General features: G+C 38.5%; 12 protein-coding genes. 5 read left to right on the plus strand and 7 right to left on the minus strand.

Features of this window, described 5'->3' with window-relative positions:
• Positions 1-111: 111 nt before the first annotated feature.
• The 4 genes from glgX to IQ247_RS24070 all read left to right on the plus strand — a co-directional run bounded on the left by glgX (position 112) and on the right by IQ247_RS24070 (position 8,216).
• Positions 112-2,265 carry a glycogen debranching protein GlgX gene (gene glgX, locus IQ247_RS24055; protein ID WP_193923852.1) on the plus strand — a complete coding sequence of 718 codons (2,154 nt, stop codon included), beginning with the start codon at positions 112-114 and terminating at the stop codon, positions 2,263-2,265.
• Positions 2,266-2,446: 181 nt separating this feature from the next.
• Positions 2,447-4,276: a malto-oligosyltrehalose trehalohydrolase gene (gene treZ / locus IQ247_RS24060; protein ID WP_193923853.1), complete on the plus strand. Its 1,830-nt coding sequence runs from the start codon at positions 2,447-2,449 to the stop codon at positions 4,274-4,276.
• 163 nt (positions 4,277-4,439) lie between these two features.
• On the plus strand, positions 4,440-7,253 hold the full coding sequence (gene treY / locus IQ247_RS24065; RefSeq protein WP_322745566.1) for a malto-oligosyltrehalose synthase: 2,814 nt from the start codon (positions 4,440-4,442) through the stop codon (positions 7,251-7,253).
• A gap of 327 nt (positions 7,254-7,580) precedes the next feature.
• Positions 7,581-8,216 (plus strand): hypothetical protein, encoded by a 636-nt coding sequence (locus tag IQ247_RS24070; RefSeq protein WP_193923855.1) that lies wholly within the window; start codon positions 7,581-7,583, stop codon positions 8,214-8,216.
• Positions 8,217-8,262: 46 nt separating this feature from the next.
• Here the strand turns inward: IQ247_RS24070 and IQ247_RS24075 are convergent, their stop codons facing one another.
• From IQ247_RS24075 to IQ247_RS24100, 6 genes are all read right to left on the minus strand, one after another.
• A complete protein-coding gene (locus IQ247_RS24075) occupies positions 8,263-8,595 on the minus strand; it encodes a XisI protein (protein WP_193923857.1) in 333 nt (110 codons plus the stop codon).
• Between the two features lie 210 nt (positions 8,596-8,805).
• On the minus strand, positions 8,806-11,148 hold the full coding sequence (locus IQ247_RS24080) for a glycoside hydrolase family 31 protein (protein ID WP_193923859.1): 2,343 nt from the start codon (positions 11,146-11,148) through the stop codon (positions 8,806-8,808).
• Positions 11,149-11,481: 333 nt separating this feature from the next.
• On the minus strand, positions 11,482-12,864 hold the full coding sequence (locus IQ247_RS32785) for a pentapeptide repeat-containing protein (protein WP_193923861.1): 1,383 nt from the start codon (positions 12,862-12,864) through the stop codon (positions 11,482-11,484).
• Between the two features lie 363 nt (positions 12,865-13,227).
• The gene (locus IQ247_RS24090; protein WP_193923863.1) at positions 13,228-15,027 is read right to left on the minus strand and encodes a pentapeptide repeat-containing protein; all 1,800 of its coding nucleotides are present in this window, start codon (positions 15,025-15,027) and stop codon (positions 13,228-13,230) included.
• A gap of 602 nt (positions 15,028-15,629) precedes the next feature.
• Positions 15,630-17,150: a pentapeptide repeat-containing protein gene (locus IQ247_RS24095; protein WP_193923864.1), complete on the minus strand. Its 1,521-nt coding sequence runs from the start codon at positions 17,148-17,150 to the stop codon at positions 15,630-15,632.
• A 1,431-nt stretch (positions 17,151-18,581) separates the two neighbouring features.
• A complete protein-coding gene (locus tag IQ247_RS24100; protein WP_193923865.1) occupies positions 18,582-20,150 on the minus strand; it encodes a Na+/H+ antiporter in 1,569 nt (522 codons plus the stop codon).
• A gap of 179 nt (positions 20,151-20,329) precedes the next feature.
• Here IQ247_RS24100 and IQ247_RS24105 point away from each other — a divergent pair, with 179 nt between their 5' ends.
• On the plus strand, positions 20,330-21,328 hold the full coding sequence (locus IQ247_RS24105; RefSeq protein ID WP_193923867.1) for a DUF389 domain-containing protein: 999 nt from the start codon (positions 20,330-20,332) through the stop codon (positions 21,326-21,328).
• Between the two features lie 31 nt (positions 21,329-21,359).
• Here IQ247_RS24105 and IQ247_RS24110 read toward each other — a convergent pair whose 3' ends face one another.
• On the minus strand, positions 21,360-23,381 hold the full coding sequence (locus IQ247_RS24110; RefSeq protein WP_193923869.1) for a GumC family protein: 2,022 nt from the start codon (positions 23,379-23,381) through the stop codon (positions 21,360-21,362).
• Between the last annotated feature and the right edge of the window lie 52 nt (positions 23,382-23,433).

Consider the following 23,433-nt stretch of genomic DNA (forward strand, 5'->3'; position numbering starts at 1 on the left):
CCCATCTCCCTATCTCCTCCTTAAAAGAGGGTTAAAATGATCGAAAAAGGCTTAATATCTTATTAAGATTTGTTGATATTCCAAAATTATTTGTTTTGATTAGGAGCATATATGTACCTCTCACTATGGCCTGGTAAACCTTATCCTTTGGGTGCAAACTGGGACGGCAAGGGTACTAATTTCGCTTTGTTCTCAGAAAATGCCACAGCGGTTGAGCTATGTTTATTCGATAAAGAAGGACGAGAAACTCGATTAAGTTTAGGAGAAGTTAGTAATTTTACTTGGCACGGCTACGTACCTTCGATTGGTCCGGGTCAGCGTTACGGTTTTAGAGTCCACGGTCCGTTTGCTCCCCACGAAGGACATCGTTTTAACCCGAATAAATTACTAATTGACCCTTATGCTTGTGCGATTGATGGAGATATTGGTTTTGGTGAAGAAATTTTTGGATATCGTTGGGATGATCCTAAAGATGATTTAGGATTTTCAGAGTTAAATAATGCACATTTAATTCCCAAATCGGTAGTTGTAGATAAAAGTTTTGACTGGGAAGGAGATCAACTACTACAAATTCCTTGGCACGAAACAATAATCTACGAAACTCATGTAAAAGGTTTTACCAAACTGCATCAAGAGATTCCCGCAAAACTAAGGGGAACTTATGCCGGACTCGCTCATCCTGCGGCAATTTCTCATCTCCAGTCTTTAGGTGTTACTGCGGTGGAATTGATGCCCATTCATCATTTTTTATCTCATCCAGGACACCTAGTTAATAAAGGAATGAGAAATTATTGGGGATACGATTCAATTTGTTATTTGGCTCCTTATTCCGGCTACAGCGCAAGTGGTTGTTTGGGACAGCAGCTTAAAGAATTTAAGCAGATGGTCAAGCGCTTGCATCAAGCTGGGATAGAAGTAATTCTTGATGTAGTTTACAACCATACTGGTGAAGGTAATCACTTGGGTCCAACTATCTCTTTGCGCGGTATTGATAATGCTTCTTACTACCGTTTGGTAGATGGCGATTTACGCTACTATATGGATTTTACTGGTTGTGGTAATTCCCTAAACGTGCGCCATCCCCAAGTACTCAAGTTGATTATGGACAGTTTGCGGTACTGGGTATTGGAATGCCATATAGATGGTTTTCGTTTTGACCTAGCATCGGCTTTAGCTAGGGAATTATACGCAGTAGATAGATTGGCAGCGTTCTTTGATATTATCCACCAAGACCCAGTTTTAGCTGACGTAAAATTAATCGCAGAACCTTGGGATGTTGGTGAAGGAGGCTACCAAGTAGGTGAATTTCCCTTGTTGTGGTCGGAATGGAATGGAAAATATCGAGATACGGTGCGAGATTTTTGGCGTGGAGAAGACAGCCGTTTAGCTGAATTCGCTTATCGCTTTACAGGTAGTTCTGACCTTTACGAATTGAACGGACGCAGCCCCAGTGCTAGTATTAATTTTATTACAGCACATGATGGTTTTACGCTGAACGATTTGGTAAGTTATAACGAAAAACATAACATTGCTAACGGTGAAGATAACCGTGATGGAGAAAGTCACAATCGTTCGTGGAATTGCGGTGCAGAAGGCGAAACCGACGATTTAGCCATTGAGAAACTTCGTAAAAAACAGCGAAGGAACTTTCTTGTTACCTTATTACTGTCTCAAGGTATACCCATGATCCTAATGGGAGACGAAATGGGAAGAACCCAAGGAGGAAACAACAATCCTTACTGTCAGGATAACGAAATTTCCTGGTTAGATTGGGAATTACAAGAAGAAAATGAGAATTTACTCGATTTTACCCGTCAATTAATCGATTTTCGTCGCCGACATCCAGTATTTAAAAGACGTAAGTGGTTTCAAGGAAGAGCAATTCGCGGTAGGGAAGTAACCGATATTTCTTGGTATAACCCCGATGGTGGTAAAATGACGGAAGAACAATGGAACAGCGGTTTTGCTAAAGCTATTGGCATCTACCTCAACGGTGAAGGAATCGGTTCACCAGGACCGAGAGGAGAACGCATCATTGATGAAAGTTTCTTAATCTTATTTAACGCTCATTACGAAATGTTGGACTTTTTGCTTTCCTGTGAATTACAGGAATGGGAGTGGTTAACTATCGTTGACACCACTAAGCCTAGATTTGTACAGCGCGGTAAACGTTATATCAAAGATAAGCCAATAGAGGTAGAAGCGCGTTCGATAATCATCCTTAAGAGGCTTGGTAGAGTAGGGCAAGAATATGATGATGAATAGGTTAATAATTAATAAAAGTCAAAGGTTAAAGGTCTAAGGTCTAAGGTCTTTAACAACTATCAACTAACCACTAACAACTATCAACTAACAACTATCAACTAACAACTAACCACTAACAACTATCAACTAACCACTATCAACTATCAACTATCAACTAACCACTAACAATTAAAAACCAGTTATGTATATCGGTTCTCAATATTCAAATAATAGTTGCAACTTTACTTTATGGGCACCTCTGGTAGGAGAGGTTGCAGTTCATTTAGTTGATCCCGAAGATAAAATTGTACCTCTGAAAAAAGATGAACGGGGTTATTGGCACGGTTCGATTGCAGATATCAAACCCGGTACTTTATATTATTACCAACTTGATGGTGAAACAGATAGAGCTGACCCCGCTGCACATTTTTTACCGCAAGGTGTTCACGGTGCTTCGTCCATTGTTGACCACAGCAGCTTTAAATGGAATGATGACCAGTGGCAGGGGATTCCTTTAGAACAAATGGTGATCTACGAACTGCACGTAGGAACTTTTACTGAGGAAGGGACTTTTGAATCGATGATTCCTCGGTTATCACAGTTGCGGGAATTGGGGGTAAATACGATTGAAATTATGCCTGTGGCTCAGTTCCCAGGAAGTCGTAATTGGGGTTACGATGGTGTTTTTCCATACGCCGTACAAAATTCCTATGGTGGTGTTGATGGTTTAAAGAAACTAGTTGATGCTTGCCATGATATTGGTATAGCAGTCATTTTGGATGTAGTTTACAACCATCTCGGACCGGAAGGGAATTATCTTTGGGGCTACGGTACATACTTCACTGAGAAATACAGAACTCCTTGGGGTAGTGCGGTGAATTTTGATGATGCCTACAGCGATGGGGTACGACATTACTTTGTACAAAATGTTTTATATTGGTTGGAAAATTACCATTTAGATGGATTGCGTTTGGATGCTGTCCATGCCATTTATGACTTTGGTGCGAAGCACATTCTAGCAGAGATGGCGGAAGCTGTAACTGAGTTAGAACAAAAAAAGGGTCGTCAACTGTATTTAATTGCCGAAAGCGACCTCAACGACCCCCGGATTATTCGTTCAAAAGAAGTAGGTGGATACGGTATTGATGCTCAGTGGAGTGATGATTTTCACCATGCTTTACATACGCTAGTAACTGGTGAAAATAACGGATATTACGAGGACTTTGGCGATTTAGAACAGTTAGCAAAAGCTTATCTTCAGGGATTTGTTTATACATGGGATTACTCTAAACACCGTCATAGATATCATGGAGAATATCCCAGCGATTGTGTTCCGAGCCAGTTTGTAGTTTGCGCTCAAAATCACGATCAGATCGGGAATCGAATGTTAGGGGATAGACTTGCTGAGTTGATCTCCTTTGAAGGTTTGAAATTGACAGCAGCAGCGCTTTTACTTTCACCATACGTTCCCATGTTATTCATGGGTGAAGAATACGGAGAAACAGCACCATTTTTGTATTTTGTCAGTCATAGCGATCGCGATTTAATCGAAGCAGTTAGAAAAGGAAGAAAAGCGGAATTTGCTGCATTTCATGAAATGGGGGGAAAAGAAGCACCAGATCCTCAAGCAGAAGAAACATATCAGCGATCGCGATTAAATTGGGACAAGCGCAAAGCTGGAAACCACCGAAAATTGTGGTTGTTTCATCAAAAACTCTTGAAAATGCGAAGAGACATTCCTGCACTTAGGAACTTAGATTGGAATCAATTAGAAGCAACAGTACTTAAACCAGAAAAAGTTCTCCACATCCACAGACACCATCAAGACAGTAGAATTTTGTGCTGGCTTAACTTTGGTTCGGAAGCTGTTAAAATAGCAGAAAATAACAAGAGTGGGATTTGGGAAAAAATACTTGATTCGAGTGAAGAAACTTGGGGGGGTATCGGGTCAAAATTACCAGAGAAAATCGAAGAGAATAGCAACTCAATATTAATTATTAATCCTTATAGCGTTGTGGTTTACAGTAATTAAAGGTCAAAGGTCAAAGGTTAAAGGTCAAAGGTCAAAGGTTAAAGGTCAAAGGTTAAAGGTCAAAGGTTAAAAAATAACTGTCAACTGTCAACTGTCAACTGTCAACTGTCAACTGTCAACTAACTCCTCACTTTTAATCCAAAATCTAAAATCCAAAATTATCATGATGCAAATACCTTTAGCAACATATCGGATTCAATTTACTCCTAACTTTGGTTTTATTGCAGCTTCATCGATTGCTTCGTATCTGGAAAAATTGGGTATTTCTCATTTATATGCTTCTCCAATTCTTACTTCAAGAAAAGGTAGTAGTCACGGTTATGATGCAGTCAATCCTCGTGAAATTAACCCTGAATTAGGAGGGGTAGAAAAATTTGAAGAATTAATCGAACAGCTTCACTCTTTAAATATCGGCTGGGTTCAAGATATTGTACCTAATCATATGGCTTTTGATAGTGAAAATGAAATGCTGATGGATGTTTTGGAAAATGGGATAGATTCTAGATACAGAGATTTTTTTGATATTGACTGGAATCATCATTATCCAGAGAATAATTGTAAAGTATTAGCGCCATTTTTAGGGAAATTTTGCGGTGATTGTCTCGAAAGTGGTGAGTTACAAATTCAGTACGAACAAAAGGGTTTAACTATTAACTATTATTCTCATAAATTTCCTATTCGCATTGAATCTTATAACCAAGTTCTTACTTATGATTTACAACGCTTGCAGGAAAAACTTGGTAGAGATAATCCTGCTTTTATTAAATTTTTGGGTGTTCTTTATACTTTGAAGTATATCCCATCGGGGGAAGAAGGACGAGAACGAGAGATTCAAATCAACTTTGTCAAACGAATGTTATGGGAACTGTGGAATGATTCTGAAGAAGTAAAAGAATATATTGAAGAAAATATTAGTATCTTTAATGGAGAAGTAGGTAAAGCAGAGAGCTTTGATTTATTAGAAGATTTATTGACAGAGCAATTTTTCCGGCTTGCTTACTGGAAAGTAGGAAATGAAGAACTCAATTACAGACGCTTTTTTACTGTTAATGATTTGATATCGCTACGAATTGAAGACCAAGAAGTTTTTGAGACTACTCATTCATTGATTTTACAATTAGTTGAAGAAGGTAAATTTGATGGATTAAGAATAGACCATATTGATGGTTTGTATGACCCCGCACAATATATAGATAGATTACGTGAAAAAGTACCAGATGTTTACTTAATTGTAGAAAAAATTCTCGAACCTCAAGAAGAATTACCAGTAACTTGGTCGATTCAAGGAACTACAGGATACGATTTTCTCAACCAAGTTAACGGTATTTTTTGCGCTCAATTAAACGAACAAAAATTTGACGATATTTACCATCGTTTTATTGGTAAAACTGCTTCTTGTGAACAGTTAATCGACCAGAACAAAAGATTAATTATTGAAAAACATTTAGCCGGAGATATTGATAATTTAGCTCATCTTTTCAAAAAAATATCTGGTAGATACCGTTATGCTAGCGATTTTACCATGTATGGTTTAAAAGCAGCATTGGTGGAAATTTTGGCAGTATTTCCGATTTATCGCACATATATTAACAGTGGGGGAGCAAGTTCCGCTGATAAGGAATATATTGAGCAAGTAATGACTCAAGCGAAAAAGAATATTCCTAACTTTCTTAATGAACTCAGTTTTATTGAAAAATTTCTGCTATTGGAGTATGACGAGCATCTTGCAGAGGAAGATAGAGAAGAATGGTTGCGTTTCTTGATGCGATTACAACAGTTTACCGGGCCGCTGATGGCGAAAGGTGTGGAAGATACTGTACTTTATGTATACAACAGGTTGGTTTCTCTTAATGAAGTTGGTTCTCACCCTACTCAATTTGGGGTATCTTTGGAAGAGTTTCATCATTACAATTCTAAGCAGATTGCAAATTGGCCCCATACAATGAATACCACATCTACCCACGATACCAAACGCGGCGAAGATGTGAGAGCCAGAATCAATATTTTATCAGAAATTCCCGACGAATGGGAGCAAAATTTGCAACAATGGCGCGAAATTAATGCACCATTAAAAGATTACGTCGGTGGACGAGATATACCCACTTTTAACGATGAATATTTGTTCTATCAAACCCTGCTCGGTGCTTTTCCTTTTAGTCAAGAAGAGTATCCCGCTTTTGTCGAGCGGATAAAGAAATATATAATTAAAGCAATTCGAGAAGCAAAAGTTCACACTGCATGGCTGAAAAATGATAGCGATTACGAAGATGGTTTTACCAATTTTGCTGAACGAGTTTTAAAGGATAGTGAAGATAATCAATTTTTACAAGCTTTTCGTCCTTTCCAAGAAAAAATCCAGCATTACGGTATTCTAAATTCTCTTTCTCAAGCATTATTAAAACTTACTTCACCTGGACTTCCTGATATTTATCAAGGAACTGAACTTTGGGATTTGAGTTTAGTAGACCCAGACAACCGCCGTCCGGTAGACTTTAAGAAACGAGAAAAGTATCTAGAAGAAATTCAATCTCAAAGCGAAGCACATTTACCCGATTATATTGCCCAATTGCTCGAAACTCCCGAAGATGGGAAAATCAAGCTTTTCTTGATTTACAAAACATTACAAGCACGTCGGAAGTACTTAGACTTATTTCAACGTGGTACTTACGAAAAACTAACGGTAGTTGGAAGTTTAAAGAGTCATGTTGTTGGATTCAGTAGAGAATTAGGAAAACAAAAAATCATTGTAATTGCACCTCGTTTCTTTACTTCTTTAGTAGAAATGGGTAAATATCCCTTGTCAGAACAAGTTTGGCAAGAAACTCGCATTGTTCCTCCTTCTGATTCCACTTCTATCTGGCAAGATGTGTTTACAGGACAACAAGTAGAGGGTGAAGATGCACTTTGGGTACGTGATATTTTACAACATTTCCCCGTCGCTTTGTTGGTTAATAAACAGTTGACAGCTGACAGTTGACAGTTGTTTATTACCAATCTTTAACCTTTAACCTTTAACCTCTAACCTTTAACCTTTAACCTTGTATTTTTCAAGTTGATAAATAATCAAAATCTATCCGAAAGATACAAGTAAATCATTCTACAGGTTATAAGGATTTTGGATTTATCCCTTGTAAGATTATTTTATGTTCACTGATAAATTTCTGGTATTAAAACTTATAAGCATAAGCAAAATTATCAGAAAAATAGCTAATTTATAAAAACTGAACTTGCTTACCCCCTTTGTCTGTGAAAAAATTGTCTTATTAGTGCTAAAGAAGGTTATCTGTAACCAGCCAAAAACACCATGCATAACCAAATACAAGTACCGGATGACTTAACAAGGGTATCAGCGCTTAAGAAGAAAGAAGAAGAAAAAATGCATGACGTTCTTCTTTTACTCGAAAGTTTGTCATACAGAGAAGAAAGTTCGATTAAACTTATCATCGATTGTCTGTATGATGTAGGTTCAATTAATCTTATAAATCAACGATTTCGTTCTCGTACTTTAAACGGAAGCTTAAAATTAATTGCTAGACTATCTAAACCAGCATTTAGAATTATTGCATGGCGTTGGTATACAAAAAATTGCCCGAAATTAATTGCTAATTGGCTTCGTAAACAAGTCGCTTTTAAACCTGCTACCACTGTTAAACAAGCAGCAGAAGTAGAAGCTGGATTAGTCCCCGAATCTAAACATCTCAAAACAGATTCTATCGTACAATTAGAAAACCATAATCGTGAAGTAAAATATTTGCGATCGCAAGTCAAGACGCTTGCAAGTCTTTTGGTTGGATTGAGTGTAGTTTTTGGTGGTAGCGTGATTTGGTTTGGTTATTCTTTAGAGCGTTATAATTTGCGAACTGTAGAACAATTAGAAAACCGAATCAGAGTTATTGAAAGTAGTACAGAGGAACCATTAGTTACTGGTAAAGGGGATTAGGTTAGTTATCGGTTATTAGTTATCAGATAGTAATAATATGCCTTGATTATTGTGTCGCAAATTCAGTAAATTCCCGCATATAAGGAGAATGAAAAGCTAACACGATATTATCCTTGGGTACACCTAATTCTAGTAATTGTGTGGCAATTCCGGCTTCAGTTCCATCATGTTGTATCCAGATTTTACCATCTTTGATATCGATGTGTAGACTACATCCATGAGTGCGACGATTATTACACCAGCCTGTATGTAGTAATAAATAATGGTCACGTTCAGTATCTAAAACAGCTTGCTTTTCTATTCCTTCTGGATAAGATTTACGGGCTTGCTTTTCCAAAATTAATTGTTGGATAATTTGACGATATTTTTCTATATCCATCGGACAATCACCTCTTGTTTTTCATCGTAAACTATTAAGTTTATTTGAGTACGTTCAACTAAAACGGATAGGAGTAGCTTTTGTATCTAACCCAACTTACAAATTATTGATAATTGTTCATTAGACATCTCCGAAAAAGAATGTAGAGACGCGAAATTTCGCGTCTCTACAAGGTTTCTGGATGACGCATAATTAATTTCCACCAGATGTCTATTGATAAACTAAACGTCTTTGACTTCCATCATCGATAAATTCTTGTTCTCCAAAACCTATAACTTCCACAATAACTTTACGCTCAATAGGAATCCATTTTCCTTTTCTTTCTCCAACTTCAACTACTACCTGATTTCCTTCTAAATCAACCCGATATTGTGTAGTAGAACTCATTCCATCACGATATGCAAAGGTATTCCCATCATCTTCATAAAGCGTAAATTTTCCTGTACCTGGTGCAACTAATAACCGCAGTTCATCGATGGGTAATTCTTCCGTATATTGCATTACTGAAACTAAAGGAATAATTGCACCAGCCCGAATAAATAAAGGCATTTTTGCTAAAGGTGCATCAATAAGAATGTGTTGCGAACCTTGTAATAGTTCTCTACTCCACCAATCATACCAAGTACCTTCAGGTAAATATACCATGCGCTTTTCTACTCCGGGTCGATAAATTGGTGCAGCCATTAAATCCGAACCAATTAATACTTGGTCATATAATTCATAGGTTTGAGAATCATTGGGATAATGGTAAAGTAAAGGGCGTAAAATTGGTTCACCTTTATCCGCTGCTTGCCAAAATAAAGTGTAGAAATAAGGCAACAATTGGTAGCGTAATTCGATATATTTGCGACAAATATCTTCAACTTCCTGACCAAATTCCCAAGGTTCGTGACGCTTGGTTTGAATCATCGAATGACCACGCATCAACGGGTATAACATTCCCATTTGCATCCAACGAGCGAATAATTCTGGAGATGCATCCCCAGTAAATCCACCGATATCTGCACCTACAAAAGCAACACCGGATAATCCCAAATTACACAGCATTGGTAAGGACATTTCCAGATATTCCCACTTTGAGTGATTATCCCCCGTCCACACCGCCGAATAACACTGTACTCCTGCAAAACCCGAACGAGTTAATACAAAGGAACGTTGCGATCGCAATTTCTCTAACCCTTCATAACAAGCACGAGCCATATTCATGCCATATAAATTATGGGTTTCTTTCCAAGTCGTCTTATCTTCCTCATCCCCCGCAGGTGCATCCATAGGAAAAGTAATTTTACTACTTCCCACATCTCCAAAAGGTCGGTCATTCAAAGCTGGTTCGTTCATATCATTCCAAATACCAGCCACACCCACATCAGTAAGGTAGTGCTGTAAATTACCCCACCATTCCCGCACTTTCCCACGCATAAAATCCGGGAAAACCGCTCTATCGGGCCATACATAACCGTGGAACACTTGACCATCTACCCTACGGATGAAATAATCATTTTTTAATCCTTCATCGCAGACTTGATAATCTGCCTCTGGGTCGAATTTTACACCGGGGTCGATGATTGTCACAACTTTAATTCCCTGTTGCTTTAAATCTTCGATCAACTTCTTCGGATTGGGAAACCGCTGTTTATTCCAAGTAAATACCCGGAAACCCTGCATATAATCGATATCTAAGTGAACCACATCACAAGGAATGCGACGGTTACGCAATTGCTTAACTAATTCCCTTACTTCGGTTTCCGAATCATAACTCCAACGACATTGATGATAACCCAAAGCCCAACGTGGTGGTAACGGCATTCTTCCCGTAAGCTGGGTATAGGTTTCGAGAATTGTTGCGGGTTCGGGTCCGTAAATAATGTAATAATCGAGTTGGCTATCTTGGGTTTTCAACTGCAAAGTATTTAATTGATCCGCACCAACATCAAACTGACTCCAAAAAGTAGTATTGAAAAACAAACCATAACCAACATTGGGACGCAAAGACATAAAAAACGGAATTGCTTGATACATCTCATCCGTTAACATTGTGTAATCCAAACTATCCGTCGTCCAATTAGTTAAACACTTACCCCGTTGATTTAACAATCCCGAACGTTCACCAAAACCGTAAAATCTTTCTTCTATAGTAATTTCTTTCCAATTAATAATTTGATTTTTACGCCAACCAATCCCTAAATCTGTATCATGAGCAAAGGGATTACCAGATTTATCAAAACACATTATCCGACAAGGATGACGCTGCACACAAACCTTAATTTTTTCAGTTTCAACAGTTATCAATTCATTAGTTTCTTGGATATTAAAATCTACAATATTCCATTCTGCATTCGGTAAATTTACAGCCCAAGAACGTCTCGGTGTCAACTCCCCATTGGGTGAAAAACGAACTCTAATTAAGTTGGGAGAAAGGACGGTTAAAGTTAAACGAGAATTATGATCGCAATCAAAATGTATTCCTTGTGTATAGCGTTGGAAGCTTTGTACAGAAGATATCGCATTCCAAGCGGGTTCGTTTTTGGGAAGTTGTCCGATGAATTCTGGCATGATAATAACAGGTTAGAGGTTAGAGGTTAAAGGTTAGAGGTTAGAGGTCAAACGTGAGAAGTTTATCTGGCGGTTGAAACCGCAGCTACACAAACCGGCACCCGCCGTTGCGGGTTGTCAAGTCCACGCAGGTGGACTTTGCTTGTGTAGTCGCGGTTTTAACCGCCGGATATTTGTTAAACATCCTCTAACCCTTTAACCTAAAAAGGGCGTGTCAGCCAAAGCCAACACACCCTTACTTAATATTACCTAAATTGTTGCCATTAGCTCCTAACCTCTAACCTTTCACCTTTGACCTTTAACCTTTAACCTTTGACCTCTAACCTTTAACCTTTAAAGCCCAATAGTATCGATGGTAATCGCACCAGTAAAGTCAGCACCAGTTGTGTTAGCGCCGGTAAAGTTAGCTTTGGATAAATCTGCATTCACGAAAAGCGCATTGCTAAAGTTACCACCGATCGCAATACCATCAACAAATGAAATACTTGACAAATCAGCGCCGAGTGTGTCTGTATCAGCACCATCGCTAAATATGGCGTTGGTTAAGTTAGCTACATTTAAGTTAGCACCAAATAAATTGGCATCATCAAGTTCAGCACCTGTGAGGTTCGCTTCGGTCAAGTCAGCTCCACTCAGATTAACTCCAGTCAAGTCAGCCCCTGTAAAATTCGCACCTTTGAGGTTGGCTCCACTGAGATTAGCTCCTGTGAGGTCAACCCCACTAAAATCTACTCCTTCCAAGAAAGCGTTGTCAAGTTGAACCCCTCCGGTTAAGATTGCGTCAGTTAGGATAGCATTACTCAGGTTTGCCCCGCTCAAATCCGCTCCGGTAAATATCGCATTGCTCAGATCAGCACCTTCGAGAAAGATACCTTCTGCAAAAACATTTGTGAAATTAGACCCATTTAGGTTGGAACCAGTAAAACTAGCACCATCTAATTGGGTAGCAGTTTCAACTCCATTAGAAACAAATGAACGGAAATCGGAACCAGCCAGATTAGCGCCATCTGCAATCAGGTTACTCAAATCAGCACCACGAAATCTGAGATCAAAGTCAGTAGGTAGTGTAGTTAGAGACACACCTTCAGGAACTGATGAATTGACATCACTTAGGGTGACACCTTCAAAGTTGGCAAGGTTAAAATTATTGTTGAGTAAGAAGATGTCTGTAAAATTAGTGTTTCTAAAGTCCGCTCCTCTAGCATTTACATCCTGTAAAATTACGGCTTCAAGGCTAGTTCCATTTAAATTTGCATTTACTAATGTTGCACCTGTTAAGTCAGCAGCTTTTAGATTACTTAAGGATAAGTCAGCACGGGTAAAATTAGCTCCAGTTAGATTTGGGCGCTCTGATTGTTCCCCGCTCAGATTGGCTTCTCCTAAAATCGCATCAGTTAAGTTAGCATTGGAAAGATTGATACCACTTGTATTGACTTTAAACAGATTAGCTGATCTGAGGTTAGCTCCACTGAGATTGACATTTTGTAAGTTCGCTAAAGATAAATTTGCGGAACCAAAGTTATTATTAGGCGCGAAGATAGCACCAGTTGCATTAACATTCAGCCAATTTGATTCACTAAAGTTAGTTCCTCTCAATGGTTCGTTAACCAAGGAAATATCTTGAAGCGTGGCTGCTATAAAGGTAGAGCCATTAAGATTGCCAGCGTTATTAATCTCCTGCTGGGTTGGACTCTGACCGTCAAAATTAGCTGGCATAAATTCAGTACTCCTTCAAAAATCAAAAAACAATTAAAAAAAACAATTAAATCGATCAACTCGCCTCACCATATCTTCCCCTCTCCAGAATTTAGGAGAGGGGTAAATAACACATGATGAGAGGAGATTTAAAGCGGTAATTAAATAAATCAAATTGTGTGAACATATTGCACCCAAATTATAAATTAATGTGAATTAGATGGTAAATCCTCGATTAATGTTTCCCAAAAAGAAGTTGTAAAACCTTAATTTTTCATCGGGTAAGAAGTCGGGTTTTTACGATAGATATCTGTAATCCCAGAAAATATGAATAAAAACCCGACTTCTGTGTAGACGCAGAGATTATCGTCGAACTATTCCCACTTAATCGAAGTCAGCTTCGGTAATTAAGCTGAAGTTTACACCTTCCACAATGGCGATAATTTCGTTGGTAGCAGTCAAGGAAATCAAAGTATTACTGCTAACAGCAGAGTCTGCTCCAATTGTCAAGTCAGTAAATTGAATTTCTGTTGTTGCTCCTTCAAACAAGGCAAATAAATCAACACCATCTACGAAGTCTTTGATGATATCAGTACCACCTTGACCGATTTCAAATACATCGGCTCCTGCGTTACCAAACAAGGTATCATTGCCGCTTCCTCCCGCGAGGAAATCTGCACCTCCTCCTCCTTGGAGAGAATCGTTACCACCGTTACCAAAGAGGAAGTCATTCCCAGCGCCCCCAAGTAGAGTATCTGCTCCACCCCCTCCTTCAAGAGAATCGTTACCGGCTCCACCTTGGAGGGAGTCTCTACCTGCACCACCTAATAAGGTGTCATTACCATCTAAGCCCCCGATAGTGTCATTTCCTCCTAAGCCGTCAATCAAGTCAGCTTGAGCGGTTCCAGTCAGTGAATCAGCACCAGAAGTTCCGGTAATTGTAGATCCTCCGGGAAGGGTAATAATGGTGTCTGTCAAATTAGCACCAGTGAAATCGGCACCAGTAAGAATAGCTCCTGTAAAATCGGCTTTGCTGAGGTCAGCATTTACAAAGGAAGCATTAGTAAAGTCACCGTTGATTGCAATACCGTCAACAAATGAGATACCCGAAAAGTCAGCACCAACTGTGTCAGCATCAGCACCATCGATAAATGTACCGTTGCTTAAATTGGCTTTATTTAAGTTAGCACCAGCCAAATTGCCATCTGTGAGGTTAACTCCACTTAAATTTACTTCTTCGAGAAATGCACCATCAAGTTGAATCCCTCCCGTTAAGTTTGCTCCGGTGAGAATTGCAGCTTTTAAATTGGCATTACTGAGGTCTGCCCCACTCAAGTTAGCATTAGTTAAATCAGCCTTTTCAAGGAAGATACCTTCCGCAGAAACACCACTAAAATTAGTCTCATTAAGTACACTATCAGCCAGACTAATACCAGTCAGTATAGTCGGGTTACTTGCATCAAAATTAGTGAAGTCAGCACCAGCAAGATTCAGGTCTTCAGCGCTAAAGTTGGTTAAATTAGCACCCCGGAAGCTGGAATTGGTTGAGGTTGCTCCCGCAGCTGCGGAAACATCACTCCACTGCACATCACTCAGGTTTGCCAAATCAAAAATAGAGTTGCTGAGGGTAATATCCGTAAAATTACTTTCCCTAAAGTCAGCCCCTGTAAAATTTGTATTGTCCAGGATAGTACCTTCGAGGCTAGCTTTTTGCAGGTTAGCATTAGTAAAGTTAGCGTCTGTTAAATCAGCGGCTTTTAAATTAGCTTCATTCAGATTAGCTCCCGTCAGGTTAGCCCCACTTAAATTTGGGCGCTCCGACTGTTCTCCACTGATATTAGCCTTAAATAAATTGGCATTCTGTAATTGAGCATTCGAGAGATTAATACCCTTAGTACTAATTTCTGATAAATTAACGTCTCGCAGGTTGGCACCACTGAGATTAACATTCTCTAAATTTGCTTTAAAGAAAGTGGTTGTCGGAAAATTTGTAGTAGGTCTAAAGTTAGCATTGGAAGCATTGACATTTAACCACTTTGATTCTTCAAAGTTAGTCCCTCTGAGCAATGTATCCACAAATGACACACCGAGCAATTCTGTTTTAAAAAAGTTAGAACCATTGAGATTCTGACCATTAAAATTATTTCCTTGCAGCGTCTGATTGCTAAAATTGAAAACTGCCATAACTAGATACCTCTTTTAAATTTTAAAAATTGCAAAAAAATATTGATTGTCTCTCAGTAGTTTTGAGAAGTCGGGTTTTTCTTATAAAAACCCAATTTCTGATAATTTCCATCATTGTAGAGACGTTGCACTGCAACGTCTTCCAATATAAATTCATACCCAGATACCCAGATTCAATAACACCGATTTCAGGTCAGGGAAGTAAATACTTTTATTCAAAACCCAAGGGAGAAAGGAGAGAGGTTGCAAAACAACCTCACCCCATGTTAATTTTGAAAAATTACCAATCTGGTAAATAGTAATCGAAGCCGTATTGTGCGAGACCTTTTCTGTAAATTTAGAATCGGTATTCAAGCAATGCCAGAAACCTTTCGCACAGTTGATTGAGAGTAACGCACCTTATTTTGCCAGAAATAAAGTGTATTAAACATTGATTACTGATGAATCTCCAACTGTCTGACCCGAAAAAAACTGATTTTTTATTGGGTGTGCGTTTCTTAAGGCTAGAATGGTTGCTATTTACCATTTCTTTACAGAATTTGTCTTGCATAACTTCTCAAACCATTGAAACATCCTATCGGTATTGTTGGTCTTGAATCACCTTAAACAGGCAAGCTAGCCTCGACATCTGCTACGGATGCACCTACAACAATCGCAATATCTTGGAAGGTCTCCGCAGGAGTCAAGGGATTATCCCATTGAATCACAGCATTGCTACCGACTCCTACGACTTGCAACTCTTCAGGTAGGATTTCAAATCCAGTGGGATTTGGATCTTCAAACAATGCAAATGCATCCTGTTCAAAAACGAAGCCTTGAATGGTGTCAACACTAGTTGCACCAGTGAAGAGGTCGGCAGAACCGATGATAATCTCATTTTCAGCGTTAAGGGTGCCAAAGCTACCAATTATGGTATCGCTACCATCACCACCGTCGAGAATATTGTTACCTTCTCCACCGTTGAGAGTATCTATACCAGCTCCACCAAACAGTAGGTCATTACCTTCGCCACCTAGTAGGTTATCTCGTCCTGCTCCCCCATCAAGAGAGTCGTTACCGTCTCCACCTTCAAGACGATCTGCACCATTACCACCTAACAAGTTGTCATTAGCGCCTAAGCCACGGAGAGTGTCATTGCCAGCTAAACCGTCAATCGTGTCAGGTAGACCTGTACCAATTAATAAATCCGCACCAGCAGTTCCAGTAATTGTACTGACAGGAAGAATGGTATCTGTCAAGATAGCGCCAGTCAAATCGACTCCAGTGAAGTTAGCTCCTGTAAAGTCGGCTTTACTGAGGTCAGCATTGACAAAGGAAGCATTTGTGAAGTCGCCACCAACTCCATTTGCTTCAACAAGTGAAGCACCGGAAAAGTCAGTACCAACTGTATCAGCATCAGCACCGTCGATAAATGTGCCGTTGCTTAAATTAGCTTTACTTAAGTTAGCGCCACTAAAATTGGCATCTGTCAAGTTAGCGTCACTTAAATTGACTTCTTCCAAAGAAATTCCTGGTACAGAAACACCTGTAAAATTGCTACCTGATAAATCAGCACCCTTCAATTGAGCATCTGTGAAATTCGTGGCTGTTCCATTAAAAGCAGTAAAGTTAGCACCGCTTAAATCGCTACCCTCGGCTATTACACCTGTTAAGTTAGCACCTTGGAAGCTGGGATTACCAGTTGAATCAATACCAGTTAACTCGGCACCACTAAGGTTAGCCAAAATAAATCTGGTGTTGTTACCGATAGTGACACCCTCAATCTTACTTCCAGACAGATTAGCTCCCCGAAGGTTAGCTCCAGTAAGATTTCCACCGATGATTTCCACAGATTCGACACCATCTGAGAATTGCACATTTTGGAAATTAGCATTGGTGAAATTGCTATTCTCCAACTTTGCTTTAGCGAAGCTGGTGGTCGGAAAATTGTTATTGGGTTGAAAATTAGCACCAGTTGCATTCACACCTAACAATTCTGCTTCGCTAAAGTCAGTCCCTCTCAAACGTGTGTTAACTAAGGAACCACCTTCAAACTTGGTTTTTACAAAGGTAGAGCCATTCAGATTCTGACCATCAAAACTTTGGTTAATCAGAGTCTGCTCGTTAAAATTTTGCGCTGCCATAAATTTAGTACTCCTTCAAAAATCAAAAAACGATTAAATCGATCAACAAGCTCACCATATCCACCCCCCTCCAAAACTTAGGAGAGGGGTAAAAAAGACATGATGAGAGGAGATTTGAAGTAGTAATCCAGTAAATAGCACTCTGTCAACATATTCAATACCTGGGAGTAAGTAAATAGAATTCGGATGGCAAACGCCAGTGTCTGATGCACTCTTGAAAATGAATTTTCTCAGAGTGACTTCGCTGGAGTTCTATAGCCAGCAAGCTATGATTTTTAAAGTTAATAACTGTTTGCGTAGCGTGAGCTTCGCAAATACTCTAGCCATTGTTTCGCGAGCTTCTAGTTAGTCGGGTGATTCAACAAACAGAGCTACAGCACTATTGTCAAATACCAACGGTTTTAATATTAATAATTATTTTTTCGGACAAGGAACACAATAATTTGTCGAGTTTTTGAAGCTGTAAAACAAAATCTTTTGTAGATAATTTGGAGCATTATAGACAAAGCTTTCTCCAAAACTACCTTTAATAACTGAACAAGAATCCTCGACGAAAAATTTATCATAGATTTCCGAATCCATAAAAAATATCCGCCTATCACATGAGGATTTCTCAGAGGTGTTAGTAAAAACGTTTACTTTACACCTTAAGTTAGTTTTTATATGTTCAAGCAAAACCTTTATATAACAAAACTTTTGACTTAAACACACTTACAAAAAACTTAACGCAACTAAACGATAGCACATTTGATTAAATTTGATGTATTGAAATTTTAAAACCATTATTTAACCATTTATTAGTTTTATAGATAGCAATCAAAACATTCCCAATAGCATTAGCCCCTAAATTTTCTTTTAGTTCAAGAGGGGTAAGACCCATCACCTTACAATTGCCAACTTTGTTCGCTTTATACTAAAAACGGGTTATGAATGTCATTTTAAGCTCAAGTAAAAAGCTCCGAGATGCTTGACTAGACTGCATTTTGTTCAGTCAGACAAAAGCTTATATTTTCTCTGCCCGTAGTATAAAAGAGCTAAAAAACAGCTATTTTGGGGTAAAATCTTCAACAAAATAAACGTTGTTTTTTTTCAGCTTCACAAAAAAAATATAAATACTATATGATATCTTTAATTTTGTAGTTGATCTGGCGCTTTGTTACCGCAGCTACAAAAACAAAACCCGTCTGCACGGGTTAAAAATTGATTAGTCCACCTAGTTATATTTGGCGCTTTGTTACCGCAGCTACAAAAACAAAACCCGCCTGCGCGGGTTAAAAATTGATTAGTCCACGCAGGTGGACTTTGCTTGTGTAGTCGCGGTTTCAACCGCCGGATATTTTTAAAACATCCTCTTAGAATGATAGTCTTCCATGATAGATATTTAACTTGACCTCTAACCTCTAACCTCTAACCTCTAACCTTTAACCTTAATTAACTTTCTTCCAAAATCTCTTGTAACAAAGGTGCAAGCTCTTTATTCAACCTACCATTACGCACAAATTCAGCATAGGTATCGGCTTCTACTGCTAATAATTCGTTGCGTAATTGTTCACTAGCAAAAGACTTAAGATTGGGATGTTCATCCTGTAATTTATTAATTTTTTCTTTTATTTGTTTGAGTTCTCCATTAATTAAAGCTTCTTGGTAACGACAAAATTCTAAATCAAGTCCGGGACGTTCATCGTCCACCTCATCTAAATATTTGAGAACTCGTCGCAATGCATTTTCACGAGCGACTAACTGCATATATTCTTGACGCAAAGGTTGGTCACCGAGCAGGTCTAATTTTTGTAGTAAAGGCTTAATAGTCAATCCTTGGACTAATAAAGTAAATAAAACTACGCCAAATACAGTAGAAATTAAATCTTCTCTTTGATTGCCCAAGACAGTGGGAACGCTCAATGATAACGCGATCGCAACCGAACCTCGTAGACCTCCCCACCAAAGTATCGTTTGTTGCGGTAAACTAATATCGGAATTCGTCACGCGATTGCTGAAGAAACTTAAAGCGTAGACGGAGATAAACCTTGATGCAACCATACCGACAATAGTTACACCGATAATTAACAAGTTATCTGCTAAATTAGCAAATCTGATTTGGTCGCCAATTAATAAGAAAATAATTGAATTCACAAAGAACGATACAAATTCCCAAAACTCGCTGACAATCACCCGTGTACGGGGGTTCATGCCGATTCGGGAACCAAAATTACCTAAAATTAAGCCGGTGGTGACAACAGCAATTACACCAGAACCGCCAAATTCTTCGGCAATTATATAAGTACCATAAGCTGATACTAATGTCAAGGATTGTTCGACTAAGGGTAAATCAAATCTTTGAGTGAGGTAAGAGATACCAAAACCAATTAAACCACCAACTCCAACACCGATACCAATAACGCTAATTAATTCTAAGATGACTTCTTGAACTCCTAGTTTTGCGGTTCCCAAAGGAAGAGCTACTAGGAAACCAAAAGCCACAACTGCCATTCCGTCGTTGAACAAACTTTCCCCTTCCATTAAAGTAGTGAGACGTTTGTCAACTCCCAATTCGCGAAACAACGCAGTTACGGAAACCGGATCTGTCGCAGAAAGACTTGCACCAATTAATAAAGCTGTGGTTAAAGGTAGTCCAACAACTTGATTTAAACCTAGTGCCACCCCAATAATCGAAATTACCACTCCTACTACAGCATAAAGAGTGATAGGAAAGAAATCTCGTTTTAAATTCGACCACTTTAAATTCCATGCAGCCTCAAATAATAGAGGAGGTAGGAAAATTGCCAGAATTAATTCGGGAGAAAGATTTACTAATCGTACATCAACAAAGGCTAAACCCAAACCGGCAATTACTAACAATAGGGTGTAAGGTATTTGGCGAAACCAGCTAAAAATTTGCGGTAAAGTCGCCACACTTAGAGATACAGACAGTACTAAGAGAAATTGCTTGAGATTTTGTTCGATACCGACGGCTTCATTTACCGCTGTTTCAATTGTCATAGTCCCTGATTGTAGATTTTTTTGACATTTGTCACATCCCGATGTTGAACTTTCGTTAAGTATCAGTTTATGTTTAGCTGTGAATCTCCGCAAACATTTTAGGTCGCGACAATTTATTTTAAGCGGTTGTTAGGCAAATTGTTAGGAAAATTTGTAGGTCAAATATATGCATAAAAAATATGTACAAAAAAGTAAAACATCTGCTGTCTGTCTTGGTTAGCAACAAAGTTCATCCATTTGAATTAAAGCAATTACAAGACATTCTACAATCAGAATCAGCGGTTGATTCTAGCTACCTAATTTTAATTTTTGCTTCTTGTGCGATCGCGACTTTTGGTTTGCTCAGTAATAGTACTGCTGTAATTATCGGAGCAATGATTATAGCACCTTTGATGTTACCGATACGGGGGTTGGCCTATGGAGCTTTAGAAGGAAATGTATATCTGTTCCGCACCGCTTCCCGTGCAGTGAGTTTGGGAAGTGCGATCGCCATTGGTTTGGCTTGGATAATTGGCTTATTGTCGGGTATTTCTAGTTATGGTAGCGAAATTTTAGCTCGTTCTCAACCGAATTTATTAGATTTAGGAATTGCCATAGTTGCCGGAGGTATCAGCGGCTATGCTAAAGTGCAGCCCAAAATTGAAAATAGTTTAGCGGGTACAGCAATAGCTGTAGCGTTAATGCCGCCCTTATGCGTAATTGGACTGGGTTTAGCACAGGCTGATTGGTCTTTAAGTTTAGGTGCAACCTTGCTTTACTTGACTAACTTGTTAGGAATTACACTATCATGTATGGTTAGTTTTTTTATTAATGGTTATACACCAGTCAAACAAGCACGTAAAGCTTTGGGTTGGGTATTTGCATTTACAGGTATCCTAGTAATTCCCCTGAGCTTGAGTTTTATATCCTTAGTTCAACAAACTCGTTTGCAAGCCAATATTAAAAAAGCATTTCTGAATAAAACCCTAACATTTCAAGAAGTACAATTAGTAAAAACTGAAACTAATTGGTTAGTTAATCCTCCAGAAATTCGTTTAACTGTTCGCAGCAAAAAATCTCTAACACCAAAGCAAGTAGGGTTTTTAGAAGACTTTATCAATGAACAAATGAACGCGAAATATCAACTAGTTGTCGAAATTCCTCAAATAGAAGAATTAAGGAAGCAAAAGAAAAGTTGACAGTTGACAGTGGACAGTTGACAGTAGACGTTTAACCTCTAACCTCTAACCTTTGCTTATAAGGTTTGTCAGCAGTTTCCACACCATTTACAACTAAACCTAATACTTGAGCTTGATGTTCCATTAACTGTTCTAAGCTATCACGAACTGAGTTACTAAAACTCATACCTTGTTTAACGACAAATAATACGTTGGGAATTTGAGCAGTCATCAATGATGTAGCACTTGTAGCGCTGACTGGAGCAGTATCCACTAAAACATAGTCGTACTCAGCGCGAGATTCGGCACTTGCTAATGTTTGTTGAAAGCGTCCTTGAGATACTATCTTGACAATTTTGCCGCTTTGTGGTGCTGTAGGCAATAAATCCAAATTGGGTTCTATAGGGATAACCCTATTTGTGCTGTCTAATTGCTGAGTATAACTTAAGCTTTGGGTTAATTCTGCGCGGATAAAATCTCCATCAACTATCAGTACCCGGAAACCTAAATCTACTAATGCTTTTGCTAACCCTAAAGTTACAGTTGTTTTACCTTCACCTTCTATTGCGCTAGTAATTAATAGATGACGATTATCTAAATGTTGCAAGCTAATTGCTGAAGCTAGACGTTGAAATTTTACCTGTTTATCATCATCTAAATCCCAGGTTAATTCTCCACCTTTGAATTGAGGAATAGAAACAACTATGGGGAATTTCATATCTTTCAAATCTTGAGGACTTAACAGCGGATTGCGTCTTTCTAGAAGTAAGATTAAAGCAATACTACCAATTATTCCTGCCACAGCAGCATTTAAACCCATTAACGATTTTTTGGGAGAAATCGGCTTATTACCAACGCGAGGTGAATCTAATATTTCGACATTGGGATAAACATCAAAAACATCGATATTAGTTTGTTGTACTTGAGCGACTAAACCTTTATAAACACCTTCAGCGACATCAACATTACGCTGTAATTCTGCTAATCTTGCTTGTTGAGAAGGGATAAAATCTAAGTTTGCTTTGAGTTGATTTATTTGACTTTGTATCTGTTCAGCGCGGTTTTGTTGACCAGAAGCCTCAGTTTCTGCCAGAATTAATTGTTGAATTAAATTAGCGCGTCCTTGTCCTTCAGTACTCACTGTAGTATCGATTGAGGTTCCCGCAGCAGTTTGATTAATTTGAGTTTGTACCTGATTTAATAACACTTGTTGCTGTTGAAAAAGTTCTCTAACTACAGGATGGTTATCAGTATACTTAGCACGTTCCCGGGCTAAATCGGCTTTTATTTGTGATAGTTTTTCTTGGATAAATTGATAGTCTTTATTTTCACCCAAGCTTAAAGAACGAATTGCTTGATTTGGTGACATTCCCAAACGAGTTGATAAAGTATTAACGCGATTTTGGTTGTATTCGGCTAAAGATAATGCTTCTAATTGAGCTTTAGTTAAACCATCAATGGTAGTAACAATTGCTTTTGTTTGTTCGGGAGCATCTACTAATGCGCTAGACTGCTTAAATTGTGCTAAAGTTTGTTGTGCTAATAATAAATTATTTTTAGCATCTTCTAATTCGACTGCACTAAATTGCCTTTTTGATAAACGGTTTTGTTGACGGAGTTCTTTGAGTCGCTCTTGATATAATTTGAGCAGATTGCTTGTTCGTAATTTTGCTAGCTCTGGTGATAAACTTTTAGTATTTACGGTAAGAATGCGGGCATTTTCATCGATATAAACTTGGAATAGAGACTTATAAGTAGGCAGCTTAAAATCATTTTTTAAAGGGTCTATACTAAGTACCTTTTCTATCAAAGTGTCGCTGGTTAAAATACTTTTCTGTATTTCTAATTGACCATTTGCAGGTGCAGAAATACTAGAATCACCTTTTCTTAAAGAACCCAAAATACCCAAACTAGCATCCAAATTGCCATTTGTTCCAGGAATCGTTAATTGTGTTGTTGCACTCCACACACGGGGTGTAGTTGCAGCGACGTAAGTAGTTATCCCTAAAACTAATATGTTCCAAAGTATTACCGGCTTCCAGTGTCTAATCGCGATCGCGGCTATTTTATTCATAAATTTAATCCTAAATTATTATTTAAATAGGTAATGGGTAATGGGTAATAGG

Origin of the sequence: Plectonema cf. radiosum LEGE 06105 (genome assembly GCF_015207665.1) — a bacterium.
GTDB classification, from domain to species: Bacteria; Cyanobacteriota; Cyanobacteriia; order Cyanobacteriales; family Nostocaceae; genus Rivularia; species Rivularia radiosa_A.